The organism is Parvimonas sp. oral taxon 393 str. F0440 (assembly GCA_000223315.2).
Classification (GTDB): domain Bacteria; phylum Bacillota; class Clostridia; order Tissierellales; family Peptoniphilaceae; genus Parvimonas.
The window spans coordinates 302,354-326,320 of the sequence record AFUS01000005.1 but is presented as its reverse complement, the minus strand read 5'-3'; the positions used below and the strand labels follow the sequence as shown (position 1 = coordinate 326,320).

Below are 23,967 nucleotides of genomic sequence, written 5' to 3'. Positions count from 1 at the left end.
AGTTTTTTATGAACATAAAAGAATTAATTGAAAAACATGGAGATACAAACGAAAATTGGTTAATTTTAGAATTTTTAACAGATAAAAAGCCTATTGAATTAAAAATTAACTTGAATTTTTGTGTTGATAGTATTTATGACGAATTTTTAAAGATAGTTGAAAAGAGAAAACAAAATTATCCTTTACAATATATTTTTGGAAAATGGGAATTTTACGGTTTGGAGTTATTTGTTGACGAATCCGCTTTAATTCCAAGATTTGAAACTGAAATTTTAGTTGATGAAATTTTAAAATTGGACTGTAAAAAGGATAAAATTTTAGATATAGGTTGTGGTAGTGGAGCTATAAGCCTTGCACTTGCAGATAATTTGAGAAAATCACAAATTTATGGTATTGATATAAGCAAAGAAGCAATAAATTTATCAAAAAGAAATAAAGAAAAATTAAATTTAAAAAATGTGAAATTTTATGAAAGTGATATTTTTTCAAATGTAAAGGAGAAAAATTTTGATATTATAGTTTCAAATCCTCCTTATATTGATGATGCTGATATGAAAACTCTGGAAAAAGAATTGTCTTTTGAACCACAAAATGCATTATACGGAGGGAAAGATGGATTGTTTTTTTATAGAGAAATAATAGAGAAATCTTTCGACTATTTATCAGAAAAAGGTGTTTTGGCTTTTGAAATAGGATATAATCAAATGGAAATTATTTCCAATTTATTGGTTGAAAAAGGTTTTGAAATTTTACTTCAAAAAAAAGATTTTGCAGGATTTGATAGAATTATAATAGCTAAGAGGAGATAAAATGATTTTAATTAGCTTATTTTTAGTATTTTTATTTATAGGAGCATATAATTTTGGTGGTGGATATGCTATGATTCCACTTATTATATCTCTTGTTGTAGATAAATATGCTTGGATTGGAATGAATGACTTTATAAATTTTGTTACAATTTCTCAAATGACACCGGGCCCTATAGCCATTAATCTTGCAACATTTGTAGGATATACAGTCGGGAATGGAGTTTTAGGATCTATAATTACGACAATAGCTGTGGTTTTGCCAAGTTTTATACTAATAACTTTAATAGTATTTTTTATGCAAAAATTTAAAGATAATATACATATAAAAAATTTTTTATTGGAATAAGACCTATCGTACTTGGATTAATTGCATCCAGTTGTGTAGCTGTTATAGATTCTGATTTTTACACTTTTTATTCGATTGTTACTTTTGGAATAATTTTTTACTTAACTACTTATAAAAATTTACATCCGATAATTGCGATTTTTTTAACCGGTCTAGTCGGAATGTGGATTGTTTAGGAGGTAATTATGTTATTTCAATTATTTAAGACATTTTTATGGATAAGCACTCTAACTGTTGGCGGTGGAGCTGCTATGATTCCGGTTATAAATAGAGAAATTGTTGAAAAAAAGAAATATATGACGCAGGAAGAGTTTTTAGATGCACTTGGTATAGCACAAAGTGTTCCGGGCGTTTTAGGTTGTAATATAAGCATTATAGTAGGATATAAGTTAAAAGGCTTGGCAGGAGCATTAGTTTGCTTGTTCTGTTCAATTTTTCCCGCTTTTTTGTCAATTCTTATAATAGCAATATTTTTTAAAGATATGAGTGCGAATTACTATGTAAGTAAATTTTTTGTCGCAGTTAAACCCGCTTTAATTGCAGTTTTAGCATCAGCGGTTGTAATACTTGGGAAAAAGACAAGGTCAAAGGCTATTCATTATTTAATTAGCTTAATAGTTTTAATTTTAGTAAGTTATTTTAAAATAAGTCCTTTTCTTGTGATATTTTTAGGTGGTTTTGGATATGTTTTATATTGCAAGTTTTTAGTGGATAGACATTAACAAATATGATAAAATATTTGTATAAATTTGGAGGAAATTATGATTGATGATAGATATGATGAAGAAAAAGAAAATATAGTCCAAGAAAAGAATGAAAAGAATTTTGGGAAAATATTTTGGGATTATGCAAAAGTTATAATTTTTGCTCTTTTAATAAGTTTTGGAATAAAAACATTTGTTGTTACCAGTACGATTGTAGATGGAAGGAGTATGAATCCAACTGTAAATCATGGTGATAGACTTATGGTTAGTAAGTTGTTTTTTATGAAGAAAAATATAACTCGTGGAGATATAATCGACTTTTATGTTCCTGATGCAAAGAAATACTACTTAAAGAGAGTTATTGCAGTTGAAGGAGATACTGTTGAAATAATTAATGATAGAGTTTATTTGAATGGAAAAATGTTGGAAGAGGACTATGTGAGTACAAATGTTACAACTCCACATAATAATACTACAAAATGGGAAGTTCCTAAAGGGTATGTTTTCGTTTTGGGGGATAATAGGTCAAATAGTAGAGATGGTAGAGATTTAGGAGTTATTCCAAGATCGGATATTGTTGGAAAAATTATATTTAGATACTATCCTTTTAATAATTTTGGAGGTTTAAAATAATTTATGAAAATAAAACAGAAGAATATTAGAAATTTTTCTATAATTGCACATATAGATCATGGAAAATCTACACTTGCAGATAGATTGATAGAAAAAACAGGAATGATGACTAAAAGAGAAATGGAAGAGCAGGTTTTAGATAGTATGGATCTTGAGAGAGAAAGAGGAATTACTATTAAGCTAAAAGCTGTAAAACTTTTCTACAAAGCGAAAGACGGAGAAACATATGTTTTAAATCTTATTGATACTCCGGGACATGTTGACTTTACTTATGAAGTATCAAGAAGTCTTGCTGCTTGTGAGGGAGCTATTTTAGTTGTCGATGCAACTCAAGGTGTTGAAGCTCAAACTTTGGGGAATGTATATTTAGCATTAGAACAAGATTTAGAAATTTTACCTGTTATAAATAAAATAGATTTACCGTCTGCTAGAATAGATGAAGTAAAAGAAGAAATTGAAGAGATAACAGGATTTGATACAGAGGGAATTCCTTTAGTCTCCGCAAAAGAGGGACTTAATATTGAAGATGTATTGGAAGATATTGTAAAAAATGTTCCTGCTCCTACCGGAGATGAAAATGCACCACTTAAAGCACTTATTTTTGATTCTTATTATGATTCATATAAAGGTGTCGTTTCTTATGTTCGTGTAGTTGAAGGAACACTAAAAGAGGGAATGACTATTTATATGATGGCAACTAAAGGGAAATTTGAAGTAACTGAAGTTGGTTATACTGCATCCGGAAATGTTCAAACGGGTGAACTTAAAGCAGGGGATGTAGGTTATGTAGTTGCAAGTATAAAAAATGTAAAAGACGCTAGAGTTGGTGATACTATTACAGATTTTGAAAATATGACTGACTCTCCATTACCGGGATATAAAAAAGTTGTGCCTATGGTTTATTGTGGAATTTATCCTGCAGAAGGAGAAGACTTTAATAGTGTAAGAGAAGCTTTAGAAAAACTCCAAGTAAATGATGCTTCATTATCCTTTGAGCCTGAAAGCTCCGTTGCACTTGGCTTTGGGTTTAGATGTGGATTTTTAGGACTATTGCATATGGAGATTATTCAAGAAAGACTGGATAGAGAATTTGATTTGAATATAATTACTACTGCTCCGTCTGTTATCTATAAAGTTGCTAAAAAAACGGGAGAAATCCTAGAAATTCAAAATCCAAGCAATTTACCTAAAGAAACTGAAATAGAATATATGGAAGAGCCTATTGTTGAGGCAAATATTATGACTCCGAAAGATTATGTTGGAACTATTATGGATTTATGTCAAAATAAAAGAGGGATTTTTGAAAATATGGAATATCTCGATCAACATAGAGTTAGTCTTAGATATATTTTGCCATTGAATGAAGTTATTTACGACTTTTTTGATGCATTAAAATCAAAAACAAAGGGTTATGCTTCACTTGATTATGAATTAAAAGGATATCAACGTTCTGATTTAACTAAATTGGATATTTTAATCAACGGAGATTTAGTCGATGCCTTTTCAATAATTGTTCATCGTGAAAAATCTTACGACAGAGCTAGAAATATAGTTGAAAGACTTAAGGATGAAATACCTAGACATCAATTTGCAGTACCTATTCAAGCATCAATAGGCTCAAAAGTAATTGCGAGAGAAACTGTAAGAGCATTGAGAAAAGATGTACTTGCAAAATGTTATGGTGGAGATATTTCAAGAAAAAGAAAATTACTTGAAAAACAAAAAGAAGGTAAGAAGAAAATGCAACAAATCGGTAATGTAGAAGTACCACAACAAGCCTTCTTAGCTGTATTAAAATATGATGAAAAATAGCCTATTAGACAATAGGCTTTTTGCCTAATGGGAGAAAAATGAAAAAACTGGGATTATATATTCATATTCCTTTTTGTGATAAAATTTGCAATTATTGTGATTTTACTGCATTTCAAGGGGCGAATTCTAAAATTAAAGAATATGTTGAGGCTCTAAAAAAGGAAATAGAGTTAAAAGGAAATAAAGATTTTTTAATAGATTCTATATTTATCGGAGGAGGAACTCCGAGTTTTATTGACGGAAAATATATTTTTGATATTTTAGAAAAATTAAGAGAAAATTTCACTGTTTTAGATAATATTGAAATAACTATTGAAACAAATTCGAAAACTTTTGATGAAAAAAAATTGGAATACTATAAAAGAGCAAAAATAAATAGACTATCAATAGGGGTACAAAGTTTTAATGATAAAATCTTAAAAGAATTAGGAAGAAATCACAACTCAAAAGAAGCATTAGAGAGTATTGAATTGGTAAAAAAATTCGGTTTTGATATAAATTTAGATTTAATTTTTGGTTATCAAAGTCAGACTATTGAAGATATTTTGTATGACTTAGAAATCGTAAAAAAATAAATCCCGAACATATCTCCTATTATGCTTTGATTATTGAAGAAAAGACGAAATTTAAAGCCTTACAAAATGCAGGAAAATTGAATTTTTTAGATGAAGAAACTGAAAGAAAAATGTATTATCTAATTGTTGAAAAATTAGAAGAAATTGGTCTTAAACAATATGAAGTTTCAAATTTTGCAAAAATAGGAAAAGAGTCTGTTCATAACAAAAAATACTGGAACTGTAAAGAGTATTTAGGACTTGGAATTTCGGCACATTCATATTTGAATGATGAAAGATATTCCAATACAGTTAATCTTGCAAAATATATAAAAGAATTACAAAGTGGAAATGTTCCAATAGAATTTAGAGAAAAATTGGATATTTCAACTAAAAAATTTGAATATATCATAATGAATATGCGTTTAAAAGATGGATTTTTGATTTCCGATTACAACTGTATTTTTAAGTCGGACTTTTTAGAGGAGAATAAAAAAGCTGTTGAAAGTGGACTAGAAAATAAGGTAGTAGAAATAAAAGATGATAGAATATACTTTACAAAAAAGGGATTTGACATAATGGATAGCTTTTTTGTAAATTGTAATTTATAGAAATAAGGTGAGTTAAATGGATTTATTAAGGAGAAGTTTAGAAAAATTTAATATTAAATATGGGAAAAAATAAAAATGCTTAATACTGTATTTAATATTTTATGGGTTGTAATATATTTAATCTATTTTATATTTACATTTTATTTGTTGAATTTTCAATTATCCTATGTATTTGATTTTTTACAAATTTTATTAGGATTTATATTTATATTTAATAGTATGAATATGATTTATTTTATTTTAAAAAATTATACTAATGTTAAACTTAGTTTTTTAAATCCATTAGATTTATTAGTTAAAATTTTAGCATTTTTAAATTTGAATTTACTGTTATATGTTTCTATTTTTAAATCGGAGTTTTTATTTTACAATTACTTTTTAACTTTATTTAATTATTCATATATTATATGTTTAAGTTTTGAGTTGTTTTTAATTTTGTATAATATTAATGATGTAAAATTTAAAATTAAAGATGAAGAATTTCCAAAAAACAATGATATAGATAAATGGTTTGACAATGAATATTTTGGTTATAGTTTACAGCTTAAAGAGTTTCTTAATAGAGATGTGATAGACTATATTAAGACAAATCACGATAATTTAAAATATTTAGAAGAATTTATTTTTAGCAAATTTCCAACAGAAAAAGATTTGATTAGAGAGAAATTTTTACTTGAAAAAATAAAAATATTGATGTAAATTCATTTGAGCTAATTACAAAGGCTATAAGTAAAGGGATAACTATAGCTATAGCATTTATAATAAAATCAGGATTAATATCTATAATTATTATTTCATCATTTATTTCTGCAGTTTTTGCAACTATAAGATTAATTTTGACATCCATAGCCGTTAAAATATCTCTATTTATTGGAAAAAACAATATTACAAAAGCAGAAGATTTAAAAACATATTTAAAAGTCGGATTTTTAGTTTTTTTAATGATGATTTTAATATTAGCTTTGGATAATTTAAGTCTTATTATTAAAAATTCAATAAAAATAAAAAGAATAGAAAATATAAAGATAATTATACAAAGTTAATAAGATATATATGTGATAATTATGATTGTTTAAAAAATAGAGGTAAATAATATGAAAGCTGTACTTTTTGATATGGATGGAGTCATTATAGACTCGGAAATGTTTTATATGAAGGGAACTTATGACTGGATTTCCAAAAGAGGTTTTAAAGGAAAACTTGAAGATACTTTTAGACTAATCGGTACGAATATGGAAGGAACATATAATTTACTTTATGAGATGCTTAATAAAAAATATTCAATTTCTGAAATTGATGAAGAAAATAGGAAATATTTTTTAGAAAATCCTATAGACTATAAAGCTATTTTAAATCCTTATGTAAAAGAAATTTTAATATTTTTAAAAGAGCATAAAATAAAAACTGCTGTTTGTTCATCAAGTCCTAAAAAGACAATTGAAAAGGCACTAAAAGATTGTGAAATTTTAGAATACTTTGACTTTATAGTAAGTTCTGATGAAGTCAAAAAAGCAAACCAAATCCAGATGTCTATCTAAAAGCCTGTGAATTTTTAAAAGTTTCAAACGAAGATGCTTTTGTAATAGAGGATTCAACGAGGGGAATAGAAGCAGGGAAAAATGCAAATATAAAAGTAATTGCAATAAAAGATAAATTCTTCGGACAAGATCAAACAAAAGCAGATTACATTTTTGAAAACTTAGGAGAAGTTTTAGAATTTTTTAAAAATATAATTTAAGAGAATTTCAATAAGAATTCCTTATGAATACTAAATATCTATTAAGAAAATCTATTTTACATTATATTTTCTTTGTTGTAAAATAGATGTAGTTATTTATTTAGGAGGATATTATGAAAAAATATTTAAAAAAATTAACAGTTCTTTTAGCAGTTTGTATTTTATTTACTGCTTGTTCAGGACAAAAACAAAATACTGAAAAGAAAGATGATGGAAAGAAGACTGAAACTAAGTCTGATACTGTAAATGCTCAAATCAGTTTCAGCGGTTCTTCAACTTTAGCTCCTGTAATCAATAAGATTGCTACAGATTTTATTGAAAAACATACAACTTGGGATAAGGTTGATTCTTCATTGCCAAAAGAAAATATAACAATTTTTGTATCATCAGGTGGTTCAGGTGCTGGGGTTAAGGCAGTTCTTGATAAAGTTGCAAATTTCGGAATGCTTGCTCGAGATATTAAGGATTCAGAAAAAGAAAAGATTAAGGATTTAGAATCTTATACTTTAGGTCTTGATGCTCTTTGTATTTGTGTTAATCCTGACAATAATATTTTAAAAGCTAAAAATGGAAATTTAACAAAAGAAGAAATCATAAAGATTTTCTCCGGAGAGTATAAAACTTGGAAACAAGTAGATCCATCTTTACCTGATGAAGAAATTGTAGTTGTAACTCGTGATTTAGGTGGTGGAGCACATGAAGTTTTCCAAAAGAAAATAATGAAAGATGTTAAGGTTAAACAAGATGCAATTCAAGCTCCTTCAATGGGTGCATTGGTTTCAAAAATTATTGAAAACAAAAATGCTATCGGATATGCTTCTTACGGTATAACTAATCAAAATAAAGGAAAGTTAATTCCTATGAAAGTTGATAATGTTGAACCTACTGAAGAAAATATTTTAAATAACAGTTACTATATTTCAAGACCTTTAATCATTATGAAAAGTGGAAAATTAACTGCAACTGAAAAAATATTTGTAGATTTACTTCAATCAGAAGAAGGAAAGAAAGTTATAAAAAGTATGGGATTCATTCCTAGCAAATAATATAAAGAAAATACTGAGGAATACTTTTTAGTATTCCTCTTTTTTGGAGTTATTATGAAAAATAAAGTTTTTAAATATACAGTCTATATTTTTACATTATTTACAATCTTACTTTTGTTTACTCTAATAGTCTTTTTGTATAATCAGTCATTACCATTTTTTCTTAAAAATAATTTTCTAAAATTTATTTTTGGAAGAGTTTGGGATGCAACGGAAGTTTCCGGAAGTTTCGGAATTTTTAATATACTATTAGCAAGTGTATTTATTTCTATTTTAGCTTGTATAATTTCACTTCCCATAGCTATTGGAACTGCTTTATATTTATGTTTTTATACAAAAAAATTTAGAGTGTTACTAATATGGCTTATAAACATTTTGGCAGGTATTCCCTCAATAATTTACGGCTTTTTTGGAATGATTATAATTGTAAAAAATATAGAAAAAATATTTAAAGTCTCTGCAGGAGAAAGTGTGTTAGCAGGTAGTATTATACTATCAATAATGATTTTACCTTATTTTGTTTCAAATCTTATTGAAACTATTGAACTCATAAAGAAAAAGTATCAAAGAGATTCTGATGCTCTGGGAATAAGTAAGGAGTACTTTATAAGAAAGGTAGTTTTAAAGAAATTACATTTTTCAATTTTAACAGGCTTTATGATTTCATTCTCCAGAGCAATAGGGGAAACAATGGCAGTTATGATGGTTATAGGAAATGCACCGATTTTTCCAAAATTATTGTCAAAGGCACAGACGATTCCTTCACTTATTGCACTTGAAATAGGTATGAGTGAAGTCTATAGTGAACATTATTATGCACTTTTTGCAAGTGGATTTATACTTTTGATTTTAGTTTTAATCATTAATATTTTATTATTTATTATTAACAGAAAGAGTAGAAATTATGATAAGATTTAAGGATAATTTAATTAAACTTTTTGCCTTCGCATCTATTTTTATAGTTATGACTGCAATTTTTTTGATATTTTCTTTTGTTTTTTTTAATGGGATTTCAGGAATAAATATAAAATTTTTAACGGAAAATCCTAAAGGAATGCCACTTGGAGTAGATGGTGGAATAAGAAATGCGATAATAGGATCATTCTTATTGATGGTTTTATCTATGTTTTTTTCAACAGTTTTAGGTATTTGTTTTGCGATTTACAATAAAATTTTTTGCAAATCAAAAATTATTAAAATGCTTTTGAGTTTTCTTATTCAATGTATTTCATCAATTCCTTCAATTATAATTGGACTTTTTGTCTATGGATTTTTTATAGTAACTTTAAATATTCCAAAGAGTTTATTTACAGCAAGTATAGCTCTTTCACTAATGGTTTTTCCTTTTGTGGAGTTAAATGTTGAAAAATTAATCGAGGAATTTGACAGACAAAGCATAAGAGACAGTTATGCTTTGGGAATTGATAAAATTTATATGTGTAGGAAGTTAATTCTACCTACCATTTCCAATAAAATAGTTTCAATTTCAATTTTAGCTGGAAGTTATGCCATAGGGGCAACTGCACCTTTACTTTTGACTGGAGTTGTATTTATGGCGAAACCGAGCGGATTATTTAATCCTATTATGGCTTTACCATTCCATTTGCATATGTTACTTAGTCAATCAGTCGCAACTGAAAAGGCATATGCTACGGCAATGGTTTTAATTGGACTTTTAATAATATTAAATTTATTATCTGAAATAATAATGAGAAATATCGGAGGTAAAATAGTTGAATATATTAGAAATAAAAAATCTTAGTATCTTCTACGAAGAAAAAAGCATTTTAGAAGATGTCAATTTAGATATAAAGGAAAATGAAATAATCTGTATAATGGGAAGCTCGGGCTCAGGAAAATCTACTTTACTTTCTTGCTTGAATGGATTTTTAATTGAAAATGGAGGAAGTTATACGGGAGATGTATTTTTTAGAGGAGAAAATATTAAAAACATCAAACCAATTGAATTAAAAAGAAAAATCTCTACACTTTTTCAAGACTCTAAACCTTTTGACTTTTCAATAGAAAAAAATATTACCTATGCAATGGAATTTTATGAGGGAAAAATCAAAAACAAAAAGGAAAAAGTTAAAAATTTATTGGAAAGTGTAAATTTATATGATGAGGTAAAAGACAATTTAAGCCTTTCTCCTTCAAAATTATCAGGGGGACAAAGACAAAGACTTTGTATTGCTAGGATGCTTACAACTTGCCCAGAAGTTTTGATTTTTGACGAACCCTGTTCTTCTTTGGATGAAAATAATTCCATAATAATTGAATCTCTTATAAAAGAACTTTCAAAAAAATATACTATAATAATTTCAACACATAATGAAAAGCAGGCAAATAGACTAGCAGATAGAATAATTAGAATAGAAAATAAAAAATTAGTTTAAAAATAAAATAAAAAGTTAAAAATTTGCTTTAATTGGGTATACAATAATAATGAGATTTTTAGTTCGGAAATTTATAAAACTTAAGTATTGATATATTTAAGTTTTTTCTTTAGTACATATTATACGGAGGAAGTTTATGGTAAAAACATTGAGTAAAAGTATAAGGGAATATAAAAAAGACTCGATTATGTCTGTTATTTATATTGTCTTTGAAGTTATTATGGAATGTATAATTCCTTTTATTCTTGCAAATTTAGTAAATGGAATAAGATCAAACATTCCAATTAGAGATTTATTTAATCAAGGATTAATTCTTGTTGTAATGGCAATGCTATCTTTAACTTTTGGAATATTAGCGGGAAAGAAAAGTGCAGTTGCATCTGCAGGTTTCGCTAGAAATTTAAGAAAAGATATTTTTGAAAAAGTTCAAGGATTTTCTTTTGAAAATATAGATTCTTTTTCTAATTCGTCATTACTTACAAGACTTACAACTGATGTTACAAATGTTCAAAATGCTTATATGATGACAATAAGAATGGCTATTAGAAGTCCTTTTATGTTTGTTTTCTCATTTGTTATGTCATTTATTATGGGTGGAAAACTTGCATTTATTTTTGTTATAGTTGTTCCAATACTTTTAATTGGGCTCGCATTTATACTTATAAAAGCGATGAAAATTTTCAAACAAATATTTTATAAATATGATGATATGAATAATACTATTCAAGAAAATATAAAGGCAATAAGACTTGTAAAATCATTAGTTCGTGAGGATTTTGAAATTAAGAAATTTGATAAAGTTGCAACTGATGTAAAAGATAATTTTACTTTTGCAGAAAAAATAATATCATTGTATGCTCCTTTAATGCAATTTTGTTTATATGTAGATACTGTTTTGATTTTATTTTTGGGTTCATATGTTATAGTATCAGGAGTTAATCCAAATTTCAATGTAGGGCAAATGTCTGCACTTATGACTTACAGTTTTATGATTTTGAGTAGTCTTATGATGTTTTCAATGGTTCTTGTTATGCTGACAATGGCAATGGAATCTTCAAAGAGAATATCAGAAGTTTTAAATACGGAATCAACTATATCAGATGAAAAATCATTGCACAAAAAATTAATAGTGGAGAAATTGAATTTAAAAATGTGATTTTTAGATATTCAGAAGAAGCGAAAGAGAATGTAATTAATGATGTTTCATTTAAAATTCCTTCAGGTAGTACTGTTGGAATAATTGGAGCTACCGGTTCTGGAAAGAGTACATTAGTTCAATTAATTCCAAGACTTTACAATATTAATTCAGGAGAAATTTTAATTGACAATATTAATATTGAAAATATTGACATTGAATTATTAAGAGAAGAAGTAGGTATGGTTCTTCAAAAGAATACTTTATTCTCCGGAACAATAAGAGAAAATTTAAAATGGGGAAATAAAAGTGCAACTGATGAAGAACTTGATTTAGTTTGCAATATTGCTCAAGCAACTGAAATTATTAACAAAATGCCTAATGGTTATGATGAATATATCGAACAAGGTGGAGCAAATCTTTCTGGTGGTCAAAAACAAAGACTTTGTATTGCAAGAGCATTACTTAAGAAACCGAAAATTTTAATTTTTGATGACTCCACATCTGCTGTTGATACAAAAACTGATGAATTGATTAGAAGAGGGTTAAAAACTTATATGCCTGAAACTACAAAAATTATAATTGCTCAAAGAATACTATCCGTTCAAAATGCAGATATAATTTTGGTAATCGAAAAGGGTGAAGTGGTAGCTAGTGGAAATCACGAAACTCTTGTTAAACAAGAGGGATTATATCGTGATTTATATTTAACACAAGGAGGAGTTGTAGATGAAGAATAATAAAAAATCAACTTTATTAAGAGTCTTAAAAGAAATTTTTGAAGCTTATCCTGTACTTTTTCCTTTAGTCTTAGTTGGAATAGTATTTACAGCTGGTGTTAGTTCAATTCCAAGTCTATTTATACAAAGAATTGTAAGTTTACTTGAAGCTAGAGATCCTTCAGTTTCATGGTCTGTTTTTTCAAAACAAATGATGGGGTTAATTTTAATACTAATTGCAGTTGATATACTTTCTTTAGTTTTAACAGCTGTGTATAATCTTGCAATGGCAACACTAACTCAAGGAACTCTATATCAAATGAGAAAAAAGATGTTTGTAAAAATGCAATCTCTTCCTTTGAAGTATTTTGATACTGAAGGTCATGGCGATATAATGAGTTATTATACAAATGATGTTGACGCTTTAAGACAGATGATTTCTCAAAGTTTACCAAATGTCTTAGCATCGTTAGTTGTTGTTATAACAGTTTTTGGCATAATGTTATATTTTAGTTTTTGGATGACTCTTACAGTTTTATTAGGTGTTGTAGCCATGTATTATGTAACAAAATATGTTGGTAAACATTCAAGAAAATACTTCATTGAACAACAAAAATCATTGGGGAAAACTGAAGGTTATTTAGAAGAAATGATTTATGGTCAAAAAGTTGTTAAAGTTTTTAATTATGAAGATGAGTCAATGAAAAAATTTAATGAAGTTAATGATAAGTTGTTTGACGATTCTCAAAAAGCTAATTCTTATGCTAATATATTAGGACCTATTTTAAATAATATTGGAAATATTCTTTATGTTGTCGTAGCCATAGTAGGAGGACTTTTAATTTATTTTAATGTATATAATTTAAGTTTTTCAGGAATGGCAATTAGTATAAGTATAGTAGTTCCATTTTTAAATATGACAAAGCAATTTTCAGGAAATATCAACCAAGTTTCAATGCAATTAAATTCAATCATTATGGGTTTAGCAGGTGTTGAAAGAGTTTTTGCTCTAATTGACCAAGAGCCTGAGGTAGATGAGGGTAAAGTTGAAATAGAACAAGAAAAAGATAAATATGAATTTGTAAAAGAAAATGGAGAAAAAGTAGAAGTTCTAGGAAATATTGATATAAAAAATATTGTTTTTGGTTATAATAAGGAAAAAACAGTTTTAAAAAATATAAATATTACTGCAAAACAAGGAGAAAAAATCGCACTTGTTGGGGCTACTGGTAGTGGTAAAACAACAATTGCAAATCTTATAAATAGATTTTATGATGTAAATAGTGGAGAAATTTTATTTGACGGAATAAATGTAAATTCAATAAAAAAAGCTGACCTTAGAAAAAATGTAGGAGTTGTATTACAAGAAACTAATTTATTCACGGGAACTGTTTTAGAAAATCTTAGATACGGGCATTTAGAAGCTACAAGAGAAGAATGTATTGAAGCTTGTAAAAAAACAGGAGCTCATGAATTTATAATAAAACTTCCAGAACAATATGATACTGTCTTAAGAAGTGGTGGAGAAAACTTATCTCAAGGCCAAAGACAGTTGCTTGGAATTTCAAGAGCTTTACTTGAGAATAAACCTGTTCTTATTCTTGATGAGGCTACTTCCTCAATAGATACAAAAACAGAAAATGTCGTTCAAAAAGCTATGTATGTTTTAATGGAAGGTAGAACTGTATTTATAATTGCCCATAGACTTTCTACAATTTCAAATTCAGATAGAATAATTGTTTTGGATAATGGAGAAATTTTAGAAATGGGAACTCATGATGAATTGATTGAAAAACAAGGAAGATATTATCAATTATACACAGGGAAATTTGAATTAGATTAAAAATATATGAAGATAGTGTGGCAAAATTTTTTATTTTGACATACTATCTTTTTGTTATATAAAAATATGATAAAATAATTATATCAGATTGAAAGAGGTAATTATTGTGGCAGTTGGATTTATAACAGGAAGAATTGGAGCAGATAGGACTAGTAAGATTTTAGATTTTTGCTTTGAAGAGGCAAAAAGAGAAGATAAAAAGCCTATTTATATTTTAGTTCCGGAAAAATTTACATATGAAATGGAAAAAGGATTAAGTGAAAAGCTTGAAGATGAAAAAAATATTGATCCTAATTTTAGAATTAGAGTTGTAAGTTTTTCAACTTTAAGTAAAATTGTTTTTACCAATGTCGGTGGACTTAAGGAGAGAAGACTTACAACAAGTGCTAGAAGTCTTTTGACTTTTAAAGCTATGGATATGGTTTCAAAGGATTTGATTACTTTTAAGTCCGATGATTTTAAAATGGGTTTTGTAAACAATATTATGGATATGATAATAGAGTTTAAACAAAATGATTTTTCAGTTTCAGATGTTTTTTCACTTACAGAAAATGTTAAAAATGAGTCTTTGAAATTTAAAATGCAAGATTTATACAATATTTATAAATCTTATGAGAATTTGATTGAAAAGAAATATTTTGATACAGAAGATACTTTAAATATTTTTGCCCAAAAACTTGACGATTTTGAAAGTATCAAGGGTGCAACTATTTTTGTTGATGAATATATGGACTTTACACCTGCTCAATACTTGGTAATTGAAAAGCTAATATATTTTTCAAAAAATATTTATTTTTCTCTTTTAACTGATTTTAAAAACTTACATTCAAAAATGAATATGTTTTTAAGAAGTAATTCAACAATCTTGAATATTAAAAATATTTGTGAAAAGTATAATATTCCATTGCTTGAAAATATTTCACTTTCAAATGAAAGCTACTATAATTCTAAAGATTTATCTTTTTTAGAAAAAAATATCGGTACTTTTTCTCCAAAACCATATTCTAAAGATTCTGAAAATATTAGAATTTTAAAATTTAAAAATATATATGATGAAGTTTCCTTTATTGCAGAGGAGATTTCAAAATTGGTTAAAATTAAAGGTTATAGATATAATGATATAACTCTATGTATGAGAAGTTTGGATGAATATTCTTATATAATAGAAAGAGTTTTTGACGATTACAATATAGATTATTTCTTGGACGAAAAGATTTCAATTATGGAAAATCCGATTGTTATTCTAATTTTATCCATTTTGGATATGAAGGATAAAAATTATTCCTATGATTCTGTTTTTAGATATTTGAAGAGCGGACTTACAGGAGTTTCTGATGAAGATATTTTCCTTTTGGAAAATTATGTAATTGCAAATGGAATAAAAGGTAATCGTTGGTTTGATGAATCTTGGGACAAGTCCATTGTTCATAGTATTGAAGAAGAAAGTGATGATGAAAAACTTGTAAAGATAAATGAGATAAAGAATATTGTAATAACTCCTATAAAAAACTTGCATGATAAGTTAAAAGGTAGAAATACTGTAAAGGATATTTGTAAATATTTATATGAATTCACTTTGGAAATTGGACTTTTTGATAGAATAAACAATCTTGTAATGAATTTCCAAAATGAAGGAAATTTATATAAGGCGAAAGAGTATTCTCAAGTTTGGGGAAGTTTTACAGCGGTTTTGGATGAAATGGTTGAATTTATGGGAGAGGAGAAGATTGCCTACTCAAAATTTATAAATTTAATTAAGACTGAACTTGAAAATATTGAGCTTGGAATTGTTCCACCTTCAAAGGATGAAGTCTTTATTACAACTGTTGACAGGATGAAAAAACCTTCTACAAAAATAGCTTTTGTATTGGGAGTTAATGATGGAAACTTCCCGAAAAACATAGTGGATAATGACTTAATCAGTGAAAATGAAAAAGAAAGTTTAAAAACTATGGGCTTTAATTTTTCAAATAACAATTTACTAAAAACTACTGATGAACAATTTTTGAGTTATAAGACTTTCAGCATTGCAAAAGAAAAATTGTATATAACTTTTCCAATTTCAGATTTAGAGGGAAAGAGCCTTTTAGTTTCAAGATTTGTGAAAAAAATTAAATTCATTTTTGGAAATTTGGAAGTTGTAAGTATAGATTATTTAAAAGATTTTTCTATTATGGATATTTTTGAAACTTTTTCTAAAGAGAGATTGTATCAAATTTTAGTTTCCAATATTGAGGCTTTAAATTCAAATAAATTGAGTGAAAATGACAAATTCAATTTTAGAGAAATAATTGATTTCTTGATAGAAGATAAAGATTATAAATACAAGATTGAAATTTTAAAGGATAAATTGAACTACAAAAAAGAAACAGAAAATATAAAAGATTATACTTCATTTCTTTATGAAAGTGGAAATGTAAGTATTTCAAAATTAGAGAACTTTATGCGTTGTCCTTTTTCATATTTTATAAGTTATGGACTTAGAGCGAAGGAAAGAGAAGTTTATGACTTTTCTCCTGCAGATTATGGAACTTATTGTCATAAGATTTTTGACGACTTTTTTAAGGGAGTTTTTGAAAATAATATTGATTGGAATACAATTGATAGAGAATTTATCCAAAGGGAAGTAGAAAAATTAACTAAAAAAATGTCTGAAAAGTCTAATTTTATTCTTGAAAGCTCTCCAAAATATAAATATTTTTCAACTATAACACAAAAAAATATTGTTGAAAGTATAGAAATTATGGCTGAACAGGTAAGACGCGGAAACTTTGTTCCAACAGGTTTTGAAACAGCTTTTGGAGATGAGTCAATAAAACCTATTACTTATACTTTAAAGAATGGAAAAGAGATTAAATTAGCCGGTAAGATTGACAGAATTGATGTTTTTAAAGGAGAAAATTTTGACTTTTTAAGAATTATTGATTATAAATCTTCAAAAAGAGATATTGACTTAAATCAAGTCTATGCAGGACTACAACTACAACTTTTTGTCTATATGAATGCAATTTTATCTTCCAATAAGGAAAGATATAAACCTGCAGGACTATTTTATAGTGATTTTACAACAAATTTTGTCGGATTTGAAACTTATTCCAAAATGCTTGATATGAACGACGAAAGTTATCATAGTGAAAAACTTAAGAAAAATAAACTTACAGGATTTGTTATAAAGGATATGGAACTTTTGAAGAATTTGGATAGGACTTTGGATGCAGATAATTTGACTTCTGAAATATTACCTATTAAATTAAAGTCAAAAGGTCAAGAAATCGGAGCAAGTACATTGGGCTTAACTACTGATGAATTTGAAATTGTAAATGAATTTGTTTTAAATAAGACTAAGGATATCTGTGAAGAAATTTATGCAGGGAATATTGATATAAAACCTTTCAGATATAAAAATAAAAAGCCTTGTGATTATTGTAAATATAAATCCATTTGCAGATTTGATATTAAGCATAATAAATATAATAATATTAAGAACTTATTGACAAAAGATAGACCGAATGAGATTTTTGAATTAATGAATTTGGAAAATAAAGAGAAAAGAGGTGAGAAATAGTGAGTGAAGTAAAGTGGACTAAAGAGCAAAGACAGGTAATTGAAAGTAGAAATACAAATTTACTTGTGTCTGCGGCAGCAGGTTCTGGAAAAACAGCTGTACTTATCGAAAGAATTATAGAGCTCGTTTTAGATGAAAAAAATCCGATTGATATCAACAAATTACTTGTTGTAACTTTTACAAAATTGGCTGCATCTGAAATGAGAGAAAGAGTAAGTAAGGCTATTGAAAAAAAACTTGAAGAAAATCAAGAAAATGAACATCTTCAAAAACAATTACTGCTCCTTAGCGGTGCTGACATCACAACTATTGACTCTTTTTGTAAGGATGTTTTGATATCTTATGCTCATTTGGTAAATTTGGATAGCAATATAAAAGTTATAGATCCAAGTGAAAATGAAGTTTTAGCCAAAGAAGTTATGGAAGAATTATTTGAAGAGCTTTATGAAAATAATGATGAGAGCTTTTTGAGATTAGTTGACTGGTATGCCAAGAAAAATACGGATGAAGGACTTTTACAACTTTTATTGAATGTAAATAATTTTGTGAATTCTCATCCTTTTCCAAAAATTTGGCTAAATGAAAAGGCAGAATTTTTTAATACGAGTACAAAGGATGATGATTTTTATTTAGAAAATTACATCTTGGATATAGCAAAAGATGTAGATATGGATTTAGAATTTTTTGAACTTAGTATTAAAAATAATTTGAAAAAAATAGAAAATTATCCTGAACTTGAAAAATATGTAAATATGTATAATAATTTGTTAGATGCTTTGTCTGTCGTAAAGGAAAATTTAAAGAAATTTTTAAAAGACAATACGAAGTTTGATGAGCTTAAAATATCAACTAATGAATTTTTAAATTCGAATTTTGTAAGTTTTAAAATTTCAAAATGTGATGAAGAAGTAAAAGAAATATATAATAAAGTAAAAAAGAATTGGATAGTATAAAGTCGGAAATTTCAGAGTCTCTTAAAACTTTAAATTTAGATATAGAAAATATAAAGAGAGAAAGTGATTTGATTTATCCTTATGTTCGTTCAATTTCCGATGTTGTAATTAAATTTAAGGAAAAATTTTGGGAGAGAAAACAAAAATTTAACTATGTAGATTTTGCAGATATTGAGCATTTGGCACTTGAGATACTTGTAGATATTGATGAAGACGGAAATATTAGACCGTCTAAAACAGCTTTGGAATATCAAGAAAAATATTCTGAAGTTTTTATTGACGAATATCAGGACAGCAACCTAGTTCAAGAAATTCTTTTATCAGCAGTTGCAAAAGAAAATAATAGATTTATGGTTGGAGATGTTAAACAGAGTATTTATAGATTTAGACAGGCTGATCCAAGTATTTTTATGGAAAAATATGAAAATTATTATAGAGTTGAGGATGATATTGACAGTTTTAATAAAAAGATAATGCTTTACGCGAACTTTAGAAGTAGAAAAGAAATTCTTGAGGGAACAAATTTAATTTTTTCAAAAATAATGAAAAAAGAAACAGGAGAACTTGATTATACTGTCGACGAAAGATTAAACCCTATGGCAAGTTTTAAGGAAAGTGATGAAAATGTCGGCGGTGCAGTTGAAATTCTTTTAGTTGATGAAAAATCTGATGATGAGGACGAAGACGAGATACTTTTAACTGATGAATATTCAGAAGACTTTGAGGAGATGAAATCTTTTAAACTTGAATGTATAAAAATTGCAAATACAATCTACAATATGATGAACAATAAAGAAAATCCTTTTAAGGTTTATGATAAAAATTTGGATGATTATAGGAAAGTTGATTACAAAGATATTGTTATTTTGATGCGTTCTCCAAGCAGTAATACAAAAATTTTGGAAGAAGTATTTTTAGAATATAATATTCCGATTTATGCAGAGAGTTCGGGTGGATATTTTGATACTTTTGAAGTTGATACAATAATTAATTTACTTAAAATTATAGATAATCCTATGCAGGATATTCCTTTAATTTCTGTAATGTATTCTCCAATTTATAATTTTACATCAAAAGAATTGAGCGAAATAAGACTTGTAGATAGAGAATTAAAATTTTATGAGCTTTTAATAAAAATTTTAGAAGATGAAGACATAGAAATTAGAATAAGTTTAAAAGAAAAAATTTCAAAATTTATTTCCGACTTAAAATTATTTATAGAAAAAAAATCTTTAGTTTCTGCTGATGAATTAATATGGTTTTTATACAAATATACAGGATACTATAATTATGTCGGACTTTTAGATATGGGAGAGCAGAGAAAAACAAATCTGATGTTACTTTTCGAAAAGGCGAAAAATTATGAAAAAAATTCTTATAAAGGATTATTCAATTTTGTAAATTATATTCAAAAAATCAGTTTAAAAAGTGATATTTCAGAGGCGAAACTAATTTCTGAAGATGCGAATGTAGTTAGAATTATGAGTGTTCATAAGAGCAAGGGCTTGGAATTTCCAATTGTATTTCTCGCGAATACGAATAAGAAATTTAATTTCAGAGCTGACGACAGCAATTTGGTTTTACATCAAAAACTTGGTTTCGGTGCAGTTGTTTATGATATGGATAAAAAAACTTCATTCAACAGCATTATGAAGAAAAAAATTGAAAAATTCAAAAAGAACGAACAAATTGCTGAAGAAATGAGACTTCTTTATGTTGCAATGACAAGAGCAAAGGAAAAACTTATAATAACCGGAAGAGTAAAAGATTATGAGAATTTAAAAGAAGAAATAAGCTCTGGAATTGATGAGAGAGGAAATATAAGTAATTATAAAATTCTAAAAATAAACAATTATCTTGATTGGATATTAAGCTCTATTGATAATCTTACAGTTTATGGAAAGAGTTTGAATTGTCTGGGAAGAGAAGAAAACTTTTTAGGAAATGAAGACTTGAAATTTCAATTAAATGTAAATACTAAAAAAGAGGAATTTATAGAATATCAAAGAATTAAAGAAGAAATTAAAACAAATGAAATTATTTCAGACAACGACTCTTTAGAAATTAAAAAAGAAATGCGAACTGTTAAAGAATTTTTGGAAGATAGATTTAACAAAGAATATGTTTATAAAAATGTTTTGAATAAGCCTTCAAGTATCACTGTTTCTGAAATTAAAAAGATGATTCAGGAAGAAGATGAAGAAAAACATCAAAAATATTATAAAGAAAATTTTGCTTTAAAAACTCCGTCATTTATTCATCAAGGAGAAGAAAAAGTCGGATTTAATTCTGCAGAAAAAGGAACTATTTTCCATTTAGCAATGCAACTCTTAGACTTTTCAAAATTTGATACAGAAGATATTTCAAAAATAAGAGAAGAAGTAAAGTTGCAAATAAACTCATTTGTTGAAAAAAATATTATGAGCTTGGACGAAATAGAGACGATAAATATTAATTGGATTGTAAAATTTATTCAGTCGGATATTTTTAAGGAAATCTATATTGCAAATAAATCTGAAAAATTATTTAAAGAAAAAGCCATTGACTATAATATAAAATTGAAAAATCTATTTAAAGATGAAAATATTTCAGAAGACGAAAAAATTATGGTAGTCGGAATAATTGACCTTTTCTTTGAAAATGAAAATGGAGAAATGATTTTATTGGATTACAAGACGGATTATGTAACAAAAGAAAATATTGAAGAAGTAAAGGCAAGATACAAAGTCCAATTGGATTTATATAAATCTGCAATTGAAGACATTTCCGGAAAAAAAGTCGCTAAAAAGGGATTATATCTATTTGGAATAAATGCATTTGTTGAAATTTAGTAAAAATCAAAGTCAAAACTTGACTTTGATTTTTTAATGAGATAAAAATGTTTGTATGAAAAATTCTGTAAAAATTATAAAGATGACAGTAATTATATTAAGTTAAAACAGAGGAATTAATTTTTAAAAAATCTTATAATATTGTGATTTGAGTTCTTGATTTTATAAAAACATAGGTGTATAATATATATGTTTTCAAGGGTAATGAAAATAATTCTTGAAAAATATATTTTAAATAGATTGTAATTTTGATAATCTGATTAAAATATAATCTTATTTAATTTTTGATGGGTATATTACTAAATATAAATTATAGTATTTAGGAGGAAAAATGATAATTTTTTATGGTTCAAAAGTAAGAAGTAAAAAAATAGGAGAAACAAAAGAAGAATGTCATTGCGACCATTGTAATAATACTTCAATATGGACGCTTTATAATGATAGAAAATGGTTTACACTATTTTTTATTCCAATTTTTCCATTTTCATCAAAGAAGTTTTTAGCCTGTCCAGTTTGTGGATGGGGAATAAAAGTAGATGATAAAAATTCTGATAAAATAATGCCATTAGTAAAATTATATGACAAATAGCTTTATGCTAAAAAATATATTTTAAATATATAGGGTAAATAATAACTGATTGAACAATTAAAATTTTTATATTTAAAATTGTTGGTTATGGCGAGATTAAGTTTGTTTTATATGAACTTATTGTAAATTAAATTTAAATATTATATTAGAGAATAAAATTTCAAAATTATTTACAATAATTGAGCTTGTCATTCCGTAAACAATTTTCTAATTTTTTATCGCAAATTTGAAAGTGCATTTTTACGAATGCGCTTTTGTTTTGGAAAAAATTTTATATTTACTTTGAAATTTTTAGAAAGGAGGCATTTATGGAAAGTTTTATACAAAAAATATTTGATATTGATAAGGGTGCTGAGGATTATCAACAAAGATTAGAAGTTGAGAAACAAAGATTACTTCAAGAAAGAAAAGAAAAGATGAAAGTTATAGATGATGAATATAACAAGGTTTTGCAAGAAGAACAGGAAAATTTAAAATTACATCTATCGTCAATAGAGAACGAAGATAAAGATAAACTTGTGAAATATCACGAAAAGTCTAAAGAAATAAAGGATATTTTTAAAGAAAAGAAAGAAAACTTAATTAAAAATTTTGCTGATTCTCTTTTAGAAAGCGGTGAGTTTTATGGGGAATAATTTTCATTCAATTAATGCAAAAATCGGAGTTTTAAGAAAGGGAATTTTAAAAGAGTCCGATTATGATAAAATTTTATCTTTTGAACAAAGGCATGAAATCGTTGATTATTTAAAGAATAATATATTATATAAATACGAAATTCCTTTGTATGAAGAAAGATCTGTGAGAAATAGATATGACACCGAGTTTATGCTCAATAAGATTGAAGCTGAATTACTCGAGAAATTAAAGTTTTTCCTTTTCGGAGAGGATAAAAAGATTATAGAAGCTATGCTTATGAAATATGAATTTAAAGATATAAAAATAATTCTTAGAAGTATTGTTGAAAACGAAAAGATTGACTTGGAAAGAGATACAATAATGTATAAGAAAAATAAACATATTGATTATTCTAAACTTGTAAATTGTGAAAATTTTAATCAGGCTTTGGAAGTATTGAAAGGTACGATTTATAAAAAAGCTATTGCTTCTCTAACAGATGATGATATTTTTAGACTACATTTTCATGTTGAAATGAAATTGGATAGTTTGTATTTTTTAACAATGAAAAATGCAATTGATAAATTATCAAAATCGAGTCAAGTTATTTTTAATGATTATTTTTCTACTCTAATAGATACAATTAATCTTCAATGGATAATTAGAGCTAAAAAATATTATAATTTACCGAATGAGGAAATTTACAGTTATAGTTTGAGGTTTGGTAAATATATTAAAGGCGATTTTTTAAAAGATTTGATATATAGTGATAGTGTTGAGGCTATTGTTGAGAAGATAAAGAAAACTAAATTAAGATATACTCTTGAAGATGCAAATGGAAATACTATTGTTTCGAATAGAAATATTAAAGAATATGTTTATCTTAGCCACTTAAAGAAACTTAAAGACTATGATAATTCAATTTCCACTTTACTTAAGTTCATTATTCAGTTGAATATTCAAAATGAAAACTTAATTAGAATAGCAGAAGCGAATAAGTATAAACTAAGTAAAAGTGAAGTAAAAGAATATTTAATTAATATTCATTAATTTAGTTAGGGGGTGCTA

The 23,967-nt window shown here is 26.5% G+C and carries 22 protein-coding genes and 1 pseudogene; all 23 read left to right on the top strand.

Annotated features, from left to right (window positions below):
• Positions 1-8 precede the first annotated feature (8 nt).
• Entirely contained in the window at positions 9-809 is an 801-nt protein-coding gene (gene prmC / locus HMPREF9127_RS06000) for a peptide chain release factor N(5)-glutamine methyltransferase (RefSeq protein WP_009449005.1), read from the top strand.
• 1 nt (position 810) lies between these two features.
• On the top strand, positions 811-1,155 hold the full coding sequence (locus HMPREF9127_RS05995; protein WP_009448925.1) for a chromate transporter: 345 nt from the start codon (positions 811-813) through the stop codon (positions 1,153-1,155).
• Positions 1,156-1,340: 185 nt separating this feature from the next.
• Positions 1,341-1,877 carry a chromate transporter gene (locus HMPREF9127_RS05990; protein WP_009448651.1) on the top strand — a complete coding sequence of 179 codons (537 nt, stop codon included), beginning with the start codon at positions 1,341-1,343 and terminating at the stop codon, positions 1,875-1,877.
• Positions 1,878-1,916: 39 nt separating this feature from the next.
• Complete coding sequence (lepB, locus tag HMPREF9127_RS05985) at positions 1,917-2,492, top strand: signal peptidase I (protein ID WP_009449070.1); 576 nt, start codon at positions 1,917-1,919, stop codon at positions 2,490-2,492.
• 3 nt (positions 2,493-2,495) lie between these two features.
• Entirely contained in the window at positions 2,496-4,304 is a 1,809-nt protein-coding gene (gene lepA, locus HMPREF9127_RS05980) for a translation elongation factor 4 (protein WP_009448622.1), read from the top strand.
• 38 nt (positions 4,305-4,342) lie between these two features.
• Complete coding sequence (locus tag HMPREF9127_RS07555) at positions 4,343-4,879, top strand: coproporphyrinogen-III oxidase family protein (RefSeq protein ID WP_009448732.1); 537 nt, start codon at positions 4,343-4,345, stop codon at positions 4,877-4,879.
• A 26-nt stretch (positions 4,880-4,905) separates the two neighbouring features.
• Positions 4,906-5,469, top strand: a complete 564-nt coding sequence (locus HMPREF9127_RS07550) for a HemN (RefSeq protein WP_009448675.1) — start codon at positions 4,906-4,908, stop codon at positions 5,467-5,469.
• Between the two features lie 225 nt (positions 5,470-5,694).
• Positions 5,695-6,168: a hypothetical protein gene (locus HMPREF9127_RS05970; protein WP_141557531.1), complete on the top strand. Its 474-nt coding sequence runs from the start codon at positions 5,695-5,697 to the stop codon at positions 6,166-6,168.
• A 137-nt stretch (positions 6,169-6,305) separates the two neighbouring features.
• A complete protein-coding gene (locus HMPREF9127_RS05960; RefSeq protein ID WP_009448772.1) occupies positions 6,306-6,512 on the top strand; it encodes a hypothetical protein in 207 nt (68 codons plus the stop codon).
• Between the two features lie 51 nt (positions 6,513-6,563).
• Positions 6,564-7,207, top strand: a pseudogene (locus HMPREF9127_RS05955) (HAD family hydrolase).
• Positions 7,208-7,320: 113 nt separating this feature from the next.
• Entirely contained in the window at positions 7,321-8,253 is a 933-nt protein-coding gene (locus HMPREF9127_RS05950) for a phosphate ABC transporter substrate-binding protein (RefSeq protein ID WP_009448520.1), read from the top strand.
• 54 nt (positions 8,254-8,307) lie between these two features.
• Positions 8,308-9,171 (top strand): phosphate ABC transporter permease subunit PstC, encoded by an 864-nt coding sequence (gene pstC, locus HMPREF9127_RS05945; protein WP_009448673.1) that lies wholly within the window; start codon positions 8,308-8,310, stop codon positions 9,169-9,171.
• Positions 9,158-10,015, top strand: a complete 858-nt coding sequence (locus HMPREF9127_RS05940) for a PstA family ABC transporter permease (protein ID WP_009449046.1) — start codon at positions 9,158-9,160, stop codon at positions 10,013-10,015. The genes pstC and HMPREF9127_RS05940 overlap by 14 nt, the downstream gene beginning before the upstream one ends.
• Complete coding sequence (locus HMPREF9127_RS05935; RefSeq protein WP_009448510.1) at positions 9,987-10,649, top strand: phosphate ABC transporter ATP-binding protein; 663 nt, start codon at positions 9,987-9,989, stop codon at positions 10,647-10,649. The genes HMPREF9127_RS05940 and HMPREF9127_RS05935 overlap by 29 nt, the downstream gene beginning before the upstream one ends.
• A 136-nt stretch (positions 10,650-10,785) precedes the next feature.
• Complete coding sequence (locus HMPREF9127_RS09395; protein ID WP_009448833.1) at positions 10,786-11,805, top strand: ABC transporter permease; 1,020 nt, start codon at positions 10,786-10,788, stop codon at positions 11,803-11,805.
• A complete protein-coding gene (locus HMPREF9127_RS09390; RefSeq protein WP_009449091.1) occupies positions 11,802-12,524 on the top strand; it encodes an ABC transporter ATP-binding protein in 723 nt (240 codons plus the stop codon). The genes HMPREF9127_RS09395 and HMPREF9127_RS09390 overlap by 4 nt, the downstream gene beginning before the upstream one ends.
• Entirely contained in the window at positions 12,514-14,346 is a 1,833-nt protein-coding gene (locus HMPREF9127_RS05925) for an ABC transporter ATP-binding protein (protein WP_009448652.1), read from the top strand. Before HMPREF9127_RS09390 ends, HMPREF9127_RS05925 begins: the two co-directional genes overlap by 11 nt.
• A gap of 106 nt (positions 14,347-14,452) precedes the next feature.
• Entirely contained in the window at positions 14,453-17,911 is a 3,459-nt protein-coding gene (locus HMPREF9127_RS05920) for a PD-(D/E)XK nuclease family protein (protein WP_009448777.1), read from the top strand.
• On the top strand, positions 17,911-18,864 hold the full coding sequence (locus HMPREF9127_RS09385) for a UvrD-helicase domain-containing protein (protein WP_009449090.1): 954 nt from the start codon (positions 17,911-17,913) through the stop codon (positions 18,862-18,864). The genes HMPREF9127_RS05920 and HMPREF9127_RS09385 overlap by 1 nt, the downstream gene beginning before the upstream one ends.
• Positions 18,852-21,695: a helicase-exonuclease AddAB subunit AddA gene (gene addA / locus HMPREF9127_RS05915; protein WP_009448620.1), complete on the top strand. Its 2,844-nt coding sequence runs from the start codon at positions 18,852-18,854 to the stop codon at positions 21,693-21,695. Before HMPREF9127_RS09385 ends, addA begins: the two co-directional genes overlap by 13 nt.
• Before the next feature lie 331 nt (positions 21,696-22,026).
• Complete coding sequence (locus HMPREF9127_RS05910) at positions 22,027-22,284, top strand: zinc-ribbon domain-containing protein (protein WP_009449133.1); 258 nt, start codon at positions 22,027-22,029, stop codon at positions 22,282-22,284.
• Positions 22,285-22,592: 308 nt separating this feature from the next.
• Positions 22,593-22,919 carry a hypothetical protein gene (locus tag HMPREF9127_RS05905; protein WP_009448861.1) on the top strand — a complete coding sequence of 109 codons (327 nt, stop codon included), beginning with the start codon at positions 22,593-22,595 and terminating at the stop codon, positions 22,917-22,919.
• Positions 22,909-23,949 (top strand): V-type ATPase subunit, encoded by a 1,041-nt coding sequence (locus HMPREF9127_RS05900; protein ID WP_009448495.1) that lies wholly within the window; start codon positions 22,909-22,911, stop codon positions 23,947-23,949. Before HMPREF9127_RS05905 ends, HMPREF9127_RS05900 begins: the two co-directional genes overlap by 11 nt.
• Positions 23,950-23,967 lie beyond the last annotated feature (18 nt).